The sequence below is a fragment of the Streptomyces sp. bgisy159 genome, assembly GCF_965341775.1.
Taxonomy (GTDB): domain Bacteria; phylum Actinomycetota; class Actinomycetes; order Streptomycetales; family Streptomycetaceae; genus Streptomyces.
This window is the reverse complement of the sequence record NZ_CBDQZH010000083.1, coordinates 1-9,323: the sequence shown is the minus strand read 5'-3', so window position 1 is coordinate 9,323 and position 9,323 is coordinate 1. Positions and strand designations below refer to the sequence as shown.

The following is a 9,323-nucleotide window of genomic DNA, read 5'->3' as shown; positions in this document are numbered from 1 at the left end:
TGGGACGTATGCGTCACGTCTGTACGCATCCCATTGGTAGCAACTCTTCGCTCGCCTGTGCAATCGAGAAGCGGTCGTAGTTACGTACGTGGCACAAACACACGACCGAACCGTGGACTGCGTCAGCGCGCGGACGCCGTCAGCGTCGTCATCGTCGTGGTCGTCGGTCCCTGGCGGCAGATCAGCAGCAGGGCGCGGTCGTCGTTGACGTCCTTCGCGACCGACTCGATGAGGTGCCAGGCCGCGCCCTGGAAGCCGCCGGCGACATAGCGGTCGGCTTCGCCGGTGAGGCGGTCGATGCCCTCGACGATGTCACGGTCGGAGGTCTCCACCAGGCCGTCGGTGAACAGCATGAGCACGTCGCCGGGGCGCAGGGAGCCCTTGACCGGGTCGAACTGGGCGCCGTCGTAGACGCCGAGCAGCGGGCCCTCGGCCGCCTTCTCCTCCCAGCGGCCGCTGCCCGCGCTGAGCTGGAGGCCGGGCGGATGGCCCGCCGAGTACAGCTCGTAGTCGCCGGAGTCGAGGTCGAGGACGAGGTGGATGGAGGTGGCGAAGCCCTCGTCCCAGTCCTGGCGCAGGAGATAGCCGTTCGCGGCGGGGAGGAAGGCGTGCGGCGGGAGGCTGCCCAGCAGGCCGCCGAAGGCGCCCGAGAGCAGCAGGGCGCGGGAGCCGGCGTCCATGCCCTTGCCGGAGACGTCGGTGAGGACGACCTCCAGTGTGCGGCCGCCGTTCGTGCGGGCCGCGACGACGAAGTCGCCGGAGAAGGACTGGCCGCCGGCCGGCCGCAGCGCCATCTCGCGGTGCCAGCCGTGGGGCAGTTTGGGCAGTTTGCTCTGGACGCGGATGCGTTCGCGCAGGTCGAAGAGCATGGTGCCGCCGCGCCGCCAGGGCACGCCGACCCGGCTGCGGAACTGGGCGATCAGCAGGCCGAAGAAACCGCATGCCGCGACCACCAGGACGACGCCGGGGGTGACCCGTGACGGCCCCTCGGTGTACGGGCCGAGCTGGACGGACTCCAGGATCAGTGCGGAGGCCGCCGCCGCGTAGAGGCCGAGCAGGCTCGCGGGGCGGAGCAGCAGGCCGCCGGCGACGATGGGCAGGACCAGCGCGGCCGGGGAGAACCACACCTCGTCGGCGAGAGTGGCGAGGGTGATCAGCGGGATGGTGAGCAGCAGGCCGGCCAGCGCGATCCAGTCGGAGCCGTCGCCGCGGAAGTAGTCGACGGCGCTTCGGCGCACACCGGTGCGGACCCGGTGCATCAGGTGCTTCAACCGGGCCGTGAACGTCTCGGCCTCCGCGCGCCGCTCTCGTCCTGCTGCCATTAGTTCGGGACCCTATCCATCGAACCCGCCGCTTGGCACGGGAGGTCCCACTTGTCCCCCGTCCGAGACCCGACTTCGCGGTGATCGTCATGGAAAGCGCTGCCGGTACGGAGGTGGAAATCCACTGGCTCGTACCGCATTGCCCTGGTAGGCATGGCTCCATGGCGACCAAGGCGTTCGACGGAGGCGGCGCGGGGGATCCGCTGCGGCCGCGGGTGGTGCGCAAGGACGAGTGGGACGGGTGGTACGACAGCCTGCTGCGGGCCTTCGGCGGGGTGCCGGAGGCGGCCGAGGAGCGGGAGCTGTGGCGCTCGCTGGTCGACGTCGACCGCTGCCTCGGCGTGTGGGACGGGGACGCCTGCGTGGGGACAGCGGGGGCCTTCGACTTCCGGCTGACCGTGCCGGGCGGTGCCGCCGTGCCGGCGGCGGGCGTGACGATGGTCGGGGTGGCGGCGACGCACCGGCGGCGGGGGCTGCTGACGTCGATGATGCGGCGGCAGTTGGACGACGTGCGGGCGTGGGGTGTGCCGCTGGCGGTGCTCACCGCCTCCGAGCCCGCCATCTACGGCCGGTTCGGGTACGGCGTCGCGACGTTCCAGGTGAACGCCGAGGTCGACACCGCGCGGGTGCGTTTGGCGGTGCCGGCCGGGACGGACGACGTGCGGCTGCGGTACGCCGAGCCTGACAAGGCGCTGGACGTGTGTGAGGCGGTGTACGCGCGGGTGGTGTCCCTGCGGCCCGGGATGCTGGAGCGGCGGACCGGGTGGGAGCGGCTGGCGCTGCTCGATCCGGTGGGTGAGCGGGCCGGGGCCTCGCCGGTGCAGTGCGTACTGGCCGAGCGGGGAGGAGAGGTCGTGGGGTTCGCGCGGTTCCGGGTGAAGCCGGAGTGGGACGGGCAGGGGCCCTGCGGGACGGTGACGGTGCGGGATGTGGAAGCGCTGGATCCGGCGGCGCACGCGGCGCTGTGGCGGTTTCTGTTCGACATCGATCTGACGTCGCGGGTGACCACGCGGGGGCGGCCGGTGGACGAGGCGTGGCTGCGGATGGTGTCCGATGTGCGTCGGTGCGGGCTGCGGGTGCGGGACGGGCTGCACGTACGGCTGGTGGAGGTGGGCGCGGCGCTGTCGGCGCGGGGGTACCTGGCGCCAGTGGACGTGGTGCTGGAGGTCGAGGACGCGTTCTGCCCCTGGAACGCGGGGCGTTGGCGGCTCACCGGGGACGCGGCGGGGGCGTCGTGCGCCCGTACCGGGGATGCGGCCGATCTGGCTCTGTCGGCGTCGGAGTTGGGGGCCGTGTATCTCGGGGGTGTGAGCCTCGCGTCGCTGGCGGCGGCGGGGCGGGTGACCGAGGTGCGCGAGGGGGCGGTGGCAAAGGCGTCGGTGGCGTTCGGGTCGCCGGTCGCGCCCTGGCTGCCGCACGGGTTCTGACGCGGGGGCGGGTCGGCGGCCTCCGGTCAGGGGCTCCGGTCAGGGGCTCCGGCGGGTCCGCTCGGGGATTCCGGCAGGTCGCGTCAGGGTCTCCGGCGGTCCTGTCAGCGACTCCGGCAGGTCCGGTCGGAGTCTCCGGCAGGTCCGCTCAGGCATTCCGGCAGGTCCCGTCAGGGTCTCCGGCAGGTCCCGTCAGGGTTTCTGGCAGCTGGGGCACCAGAAGAGGTTGCGGGCGGCCAGTTCCGCCGTACGGATCTCGGCGCCGCAGATGTGGCAGGGCCGGCCGGTGCGGCGGTAGACGTAGACCTCGCCGCCGTGGTCGTCGACGCGGGGCGGGCGGCCCATCGCCTCGGGGGTGTGTTCCGGGCGGACGGTGTCGATGCGGTTGGCGCGGACGCCCTCGTGCATCAGCTCGACGAGGTCGTCCCAGATCGCCCGCCACTGGCCGGCGGTGATGTCCTTGCCCGGGCGGTAGGGGTCGACGCCGTGCCGGAAGAGGACCTCGGCGCGGTAGACGTTGCCGACCCCGGCGATGATCTTCTGGTCCATCAGGAGCGCGGCGATCGTGGTGCGGCTGCGGCGGACGCGGGCGTAGGCGGCGTCCGGGTCGGCGTCGGCGCGCAGGGGGTCGGGGCCGAGGCGGGCGTGGACGGCTCGCTTCTCCGCGTCGGTGATCAGGGCGCAGGTGGTGGGGCCGCGCAGGTCGACGTACGCGGTGTCGGTGGCGAGGCGGAGGCGGACGGTGTCCGTGGGGGGCGGGGCGGGGACCGCGCCGAAGGTGACCTTGCCGAAGAGCCCGAGGTGGATGTGGACCCAGGAGTCCGGGGCGAAGCCGAGGAAGAGGTGCTTGCCGTGGGCCTCGGTGGTGCGCAGGGGGCCGCCGGTCAGGAGGGCGGCGGCGTCGGAGAACTTGCCCTGGGGACTGGTCGCGGTGACCGTGCCGGTGAGCCGGGCGGCGTAGTCCTGCGCCAGCCGGTGGATCGTGTGCCCCTCTGGCACGGTGTGTGTCCCCTTCCTCCGGCCGCCGGGGGCGACCGTGCGCCGCCCGCCCGCGGGCCTGTACGCGGCGGCCGTCGACCACTCGTCCCCCTCCGCTCGCCCCCTCCGCACGGCGGGCGGGGAAACGGGCGGCGGGGGCCGGCGGCGAGAGTGCGGGCGGCTGCTTGCCGGTGCGGCCTACTGCTGCGGGTGGTGCGCCGGGATCGGGGGCAGGTCGCCCGTCGTCTCGTACGCCGAGAGCATGTCGATACGGCGGATGTGGCGCTCGTCGCCGGAGAACGGCGTGCCGAGGAAGGTCTCGACGAACTTCGTCGCCTCCTCCTGGCTGTGCATGCGCGCGCCGACCGCGACCACGTTGGCGTTGTTGTGCTGGCGGCCCAGGGCGGCCGTCTCCTCGCTCCAGGCGAGGGCCGCGCGGACGCCCTTGACCTTGTTGGCGGCGATCTGCTCGCCGTTGCCCGAGCCGCCGATCACGATGCCGAGGGCGTCGGGGTCCGCGGCCGTCCGCTCGGCGGCGCGCAGGCAGAACGGCGGGTAGTCGTCCTGGGCGTCGTAGATGTGGGGCCCGCAGTCGACGGGCTCATGACCGGCCGCCTTCAGCCAGTCGACGAGGTGGTTCTTGAGTTCGTAGCCCGCATGGTCGGAGCCGAGATACACGCGCATGGGATGCAGTGTGACATGCGGGGCGGCGGAGCCGCAGGTCCGGGGGACCTCCCGACAGCACCCTCCCACACGCCAAGGAACCTCAGGAAAACCTCAAGTAACGATCTGGATTCAAAGGTTCAAGAATCGATTCACCTCCGATTCACTGGATCGGCTCGTACGGCACCCCGTACGGGAGACCCCTCAAGCGGCGCAAAGGAAATCCATCCATGACTTCGCAGCCGACCTTGACCAAGGCCGGAAACGGCCATGGAGGCGGCACCGGCCAACCCGGTTCCGGCCTCCAGGCCGGTCTCAAGAACCGTCATCTGTCGATGATCGCCATCGGCGGTGTCATCGGAGCCGGGCTCTTCGTCGGCTCCAGCACGGGCATCGCCACCGCCGGTCCCGGCATCCTGCTCTCGTACGCCCTCGTCGGCACGCTCGTGGTGCTGGTGATGCGGATGCTGGGCGAGATGTCCGCGGCCAACCCGACGTCGGGTTCCTTCTCCGCGCACGCCGACCGCGCGCTCGGCCGCTGGGCCGGGTTCTCCATCGGATGGCTCTACTGGTTCTTCTGGGTCGTGGTGCTCGCCGTGGAGGCGACCGCCGGCGCGAAGATCCTGGAGTCCTGGGTCCCGGCCGTGCCGCAGTGGGGCTGGGCCCTGATCGTGATGGTCGTGCTCACCGCGACCAACCTGGTCTCCGTGGGCTCCTACGGCGAGTTCGAGTTCTGGTTCGCCGGGATCAAGGTCGTCGCGATCGGCGCCTTCATCGTCGTCGGCGGGCTCGCGGTGTTCGGCGTGCTCCCGGGCGTCGACAGCGACAAGGCGGGCCTGGACAACCTCACCGGCCACGGCGGCTTCCTGCCGAACGGGCCCGGCGCCATCCTCACCGGTGTCCTGCTCGTCGTCTTCTCCTTCATGGGCAGTGAGATCGCGACGCTGGCCGCCGGTGAGTCGGAGGACCCACGGCGGGCCGTCACCAAGTCCACCAACAGCATCATCTGGCGGATCGGCGTCTTCTACCTCGGCTCGATCTTCGTGGTCGTCACCCTGCTGCCGTGGGACGACAAGGCCATCGCCGACGACGGCTCCTACGTCGCCGCCCTGGACTCGCTCGGCATCGCGCACGCCGGCCAGATCATGAACTTCATCGTCCTGACGTCGGTGCTGTCCTGCCTGAACTCCGGCCTGTACACGGCCTCCCGGATGGCCTTCTCGCTCGGGGAGCGCGGCGACGCGCCCAGGGCATTCGCCCGTACCACCGCGCGGGGTGTGCCGATGGCGGCGATCCTCGCCTCGGTCCTCTTCGGGTTCGTCGCCGTCTTCTTCAACTACCGCTATCCGGACTCGGTCTTCCTCTTCCTGGTCAACTCCAGCGGTGCCGTGGCCCTGTTCGTCTGGCTGGTCATCTGCTTCTCCCAGCTGCGGATGCGGCGGATCATCCAGGCCGAGTCGCCGGAGAAGCTGGTCGTCCGGATGTGGTTGTACCCGTATCTGACCTGGGCGGCCGCCGGGCTGATCGTGTTCGTCCTCGGCTACATGCTCACCGACACCGAGCACGACGGCCGCGAGACCGTGCTGCTTTCCCTGCTCGTCGCCGCCGTCGTCCTCGCCGTCGCCTTCGCTCGGGAGTGGTACGTCCGGCGCAGGCGGTCTGCGCTGCCGTAAGGCGGCGAACGGATCGGAGGCGGGGGCTCGGTCGGGGACAGGGCTCGGTCGGGGGCGTTGCCCGGTCGGGGACAGGGCTCGGTCGGGGGCGGTCACAGCACCGTGAAGCCGTCCCTCACCCGCTCGTAGACGCGGAGGGCGTCCGTCTCCGCCTCCGCCTGGTACCAGGTGTTGATCTGGTACGACTTCCCGTTCTGGTCGAAGCCGAGCAGACGGGCGTGCCAGTGGGTGCCACGCAGCGTGAAGGAGTACTCCCAGACGACCGCCGGGTTGCCCCGGAACGTCGTCTGCGCCAGGCGGATCTTGCGGTAGTCCCGGCCCTGACGGGCGTTCTCCTCCGAGGTTCGCCAGGTGTCCATCAGGTCGCCCCTCGCCAGGGACGACTTCGCCACGAGTTCCTGGGTGCCGTCGGGGGACGTGTAGTGCACCTCCGCCCCCGTCTTGACGTCCCGCCGCCACTCCGACGGCGGCGTCCACGCGTAGCCGCCGGCCTCCTGCCGTGCGCCCGGGGGGAGGCTGCGGGGGCGGGAGGTGCCCTCGACGGCGGGCGAGGCAGGCCCGGCGGGCCCCGAGGCGGTGGAACCGGCGCGCTCCGACGCCGCGGCGGACCCGGCCGTCGGCGAGCCCCCGGCGCGGCCCCCGTCACCGGCCCCACCCTCGGCCGCCCCCAGCACCACCGCCACCACCAACCCACCCGCCGCCGCCAGCCCGACGGCGGCCCACAGGGCGGTACGACGCCACTGCGCGGGACGACCACCGGCGAGGGCCGTACGACGCCGGGTGGGCGTCGGTGCGGGGGGTGCGGTGGGAGCGGTGGGAGCGGTGGGAGCGGTCCGGGTGGTGGCGGTGGGGAGCGGCGCGGGGGAAAGGGATGCCGGGGTGGCCCCGGAGCCGACGGCACCGGCCTGGGCCGGGGTGGACCGGGCGGAGGAGGCGGGACCGGCGGCTGGGGCGAGGGCCCCCGGAGACGCCGAGGACGCCGGGGACGCCGAGGACGCCGGGGACGCCGGGGACGCCGGGGACGCCGGGGACGCCGGGGACGCCGACGGGAGGGTCGACGACTCCCCCTGGTCCACCGCCGGCCGTGGACCCGCCTCCGGGCCGACCGGCACCGCCGGCGCTCCGAGCTCCGCCACCGGCCCACCCCGCACTGCCGTCGGTGCCACCTCGTCCACCGGCTCGGACCCGGTCCCCACCGGCCCCGCGGCCGTCGGCCCGGCTCCCGGCGTCCGCCCCTCCGTCGACCCCTCTGCCCGCCCGCTCGTCGGCCCCGCCTGCGTCTGCGCCGGTTCCGCCCCGCGGGCCGCGACCGGCTCGGCCGCGCCGGAGCGCGGTTCCTCCCCCGGCCCGAGAGCCGCCACCGTGGGGGTCCGGGGCGGGCATGCCACCGCGTGCAGGGCGGTGGCGAGCTGGGGCAGGGTGGGGCGGGCGGTCGGGGATTTCTGCAGGAGGGCGGCCAGGAGGGGGAGCAAGGGGCCTGCGGCGGACGGGAGTTCGGGGTTCTCGTAGAGCACCGCGTGCAGCGTGGCCAGCGTGGCGTCGCGGGAGAAGGGCGAGTGGCCGGTCAGCGCCGCGCACAGGGTCGCCCCCAGGGACCACACGTCGGACGGCGGGCCCTGCGGACGGCCGGATATCCGCTCCGGGGCCATGTAGTCGGGCGAGCCGACGAGCATGCCGACCATGGTGAGCGCCTTGGCGTCCTGGATCGCCGCGATGCCGAAGTCGGTGAGGACGACCCGGCGGCTACCGCCCCCGCCGCCGCGTGCGTCCTCCACCAGCACGTTGCCCGGCTTGATGTCCCGGTGCAGCACTCCCCGCGCGTGGACCTGCTGCAGCGCCTCCACCAGGCCGAGCCCGATCCGGGCCGTCTCGCGCGGTCCGAGCGGACCCTCCTCGGCCATGATCCGCTCCAGCGAGCGGCCGGCGACCAACTCCATGACGATCCAGAGGCGTTCGCCCTCGTCGACGACGTCGTAGACCCGGACGACGTTGGGGTGGTCGATGCGGGCGGTGGCACGGGCCTCGCGCAGGGTGCGTTCGCGGCGCGTACGGGTGTCCTCGGCGTCGAGGCCGTCGATGCGCATCTCCTTCACGGCGACCTGCCGGTCGAGCATCGCGTCGGCGGCCCGCCACACCCGCCCCATCCCTCCCTGGCCGATGCTCTCGACCAGCCGGTAGCGTCCGGTCACCCACCGCCCCGGTACGCCACCGCCCCGCGCACCACCCGTTTCCCCAGGAATTCCCACGACTCCCGGAGTTCCCCCCTTTCCCGCTTCCCCCGAATTTCCCGCATCTCCCGCGGCTCCCGCGCTTCCCCTGTTCCCCGGCAATTCGACGCACCCCCTCAACGCCGCCTCGGACTTCCCCGAGTGAAACACGACGGTCACACTTCGGGCCGTACCAGCATAGTGCGGAGAAATCTTGTGGTACCTCTTCGAGTACTGCGAATTCAGGCGCAGCCAAGGGGGGCGAACATGAGTTCTCACCGCAGGTCGACGCGCATGTCGGCCATCGCCGGGTCGCTGGTCATGGCATCTTTCTCGGCGGTGCTGGTCTTTTCCGCCGGTGCCGTCGCGGAGGATCAGGGGCCGGGAAGCGACAAAGGGGGAAAGGTGGTCGACGAGGCGCCTGCGGGCGTGAAGCTGACGACGCGACTTCCGGAGAAGATCTCGGTCGACAACGGTTCACGGAAAACGGCGATCACCGCCACGGTGAAGAATGAGGGGACAAAGGAAAGCGGCATCCTCAGGCTGCTGGTCGTCGGTTTCGACGGCCTGACGGTCAAAAACGTTCAGGGGTGTGCGGCGGTGCCGACCGGGGATCTTCCCGAGGGGGCGAACAGCGCCTTCTCCTGCCCCGTCGGCACCCTCGCGGCCGGCGCGTCCAAGTCGTACGCCGTGGACGCCACCTTCGATCTGCGGCGGACCGGGAAGATCTGCCTGCCCGTCCAGACCGGCGACGGCAGGAAGACGTACTGGCAGCAGGGGCCGGTGCCGTTCGGCACGTCGAACCCGTCGCCGAACGCCCCGGCCACCCCCCTGCTGCTGGGCACGGACAACAAGCCGGTGGCGCCGGACGGGGACGAGCTTGCGAAGACCGGGTTCGAGCGGGAGGTGCTGCCGCTCGGCGCGGCCGGCGCGGCACTCCTCACGGCGGGCGTGGCCGGGATGTGGTGGACCCGGCGCCGCCCCGCGGGGCGGCTCGGCTGACCTCCACGCAGAAAGGCGCGGCCGACTCCGACGCAGAAAGAGGAAGGGGCC

General features: G+C 72.5%; 7 protein-coding genes. 3 read left to right on the top strand and 4 right to left on the bottom strand.

What is annotated here, in order from left to right; all coding sequences use genetic code 11:
* Positions 1-122: 122 nt before the first annotated feature.
* Entirely contained in the window at positions 123-1,322 is a 1,200-nt protein-coding gene (locus ACSLTV_RS35430; protein WP_432133021.1) for a PP2C family protein-serine/threonine phosphatase, read from the bottom strand.
* Between the two features lie 161 nt (positions 1,323-1,483).
* Here ACSLTV_RS35430 and ACSLTV_RS35425 point away from each other — a divergent pair, with 161 nt between their 5' ends.
* Complete coding sequence (locus ACSLTV_RS35425) at positions 1,484-2,749, top strand: GNAT family N-acetyltransferase (RefSeq protein ID WP_432133022.1); 1,266 nt, start codon at positions 1,484-1,486, stop codon at positions 2,747-2,749.
* Positions 2,750-2,941: 192 nt separating this feature from the next.
* Here ACSLTV_RS35425 and ACSLTV_RS35420 read toward each other — a convergent pair whose 3' ends face one another.
* Together ACSLTV_RS35420 and ACSLTV_RS35415 are read right to left on the bottom strand one after the other, a co-directional pair.
* Complete coding sequence (locus tag ACSLTV_RS35420) at positions 2,942-3,748, bottom strand: Fpg/Nei family DNA glycosylase (protein WP_435613670.1); 807 nt, start codon at positions 3,746-3,748, stop codon at positions 2,942-2,944.
* Positions 3,749-3,925: 177 nt separating this feature from the next.
* Complete coding sequence (locus ACSLTV_RS35415; RefSeq protein ID WP_432133024.1) at positions 3,926-4,411, bottom strand: ribose-5-phosphate isomerase; 486 nt, start codon at positions 4,409-4,411, stop codon at positions 3,926-3,928.
* Positions 4,412-4,620: 209 nt separating this feature from the next.
* Here ACSLTV_RS35415 and ACSLTV_RS35410 point away from each other — a divergent pair, with 209 nt between their 5' ends.
* On the top strand, positions 4,621-6,063 hold the full coding sequence (locus tag ACSLTV_RS35410) for an amino acid permease (RefSeq protein ID WP_432157907.1): 1,443 nt from the start codon (positions 4,621-4,623) through the stop codon (positions 6,061-6,063).
* 92 nt (positions 6,064-6,155) lie between these two features.
* On the opposite strand, the gene ACSLTV_RS35405 is transcribed toward ACSLTV_RS35410, so the two are convergent.
* Positions 6,156-8,207 carry a protein kinase domain-containing protein gene (locus ACSLTV_RS35405; protein ID WP_435613672.1) on the bottom strand — a complete coding sequence of 684 codons (2,052 nt, stop codon included), beginning with the start codon at positions 8,205-8,207 and terminating at the stop codon, positions 6,156-6,158.
* A gap of 357 nt (positions 8,208-8,564) precedes the next feature.
* On the opposite strand from ACSLTV_RS35405, the gene ACSLTV_RS35400 reads away from it, so the two are divergent.
* Complete coding sequence (locus ACSLTV_RS35400) at positions 8,565-9,272, top strand: hypothetical protein (RefSeq protein WP_435613671.1); 708 nt, start codon at positions 8,565-8,567, stop codon at positions 9,270-9,272.
* The last annotated feature ends 51 nt before the right edge of the window (positions 9,273-9,323 follow it).

What these genes read in the sequence shown, in the direction of transcription:
- ACSLTV_RS35405 (WP_435613672.1), bottom strand. Translation starts at nt 8,207, where the DNA reads ATGGGGCGGGTGTGGCGGGCCGCCGACGCGATGCTCGACCGGCAGGTC.
- ACSLTV_RS35415 (WP_432133024.1), bottom strand. Translation starts at nt 4,411, where the DNA reads ATGCGCGTGTATCTCGGCTCCGACCATGCGGGCTACGAACTCAAGAAC.
- ACSLTV_RS35400 (WP_435613671.1), top strand. Translation starts at nt 8,565, where the DNA reads ATGTCGGCCATCGCCGGGTCGCTGGTCATGGCATCTTTCTCGGCGGTG.
- ACSLTV_RS35430 (WP_432133021.1), bottom strand. Translation starts at nt 1,322, where the DNA reads ATGGCAGCAGGACGAGAGCGGCGCGCGGAGGCCGAGACGTTCACGGCC.
- ACSLTV_RS35425 (WP_432133022.1), top strand. Translation starts at nt 1,484, where the DNA reads ATGGCGACCAAGGCGTTCGACGGAGGCGGCGCGGGGGATCCGCTGCGG.
- ACSLTV_RS35410 (WP_432157907.1), top strand. Translation starts at nt 4,621, where the DNA reads ATGACTTCGCAGCCGACCTTGACCAAGGCCGGAAACGGCCATGGAGGC.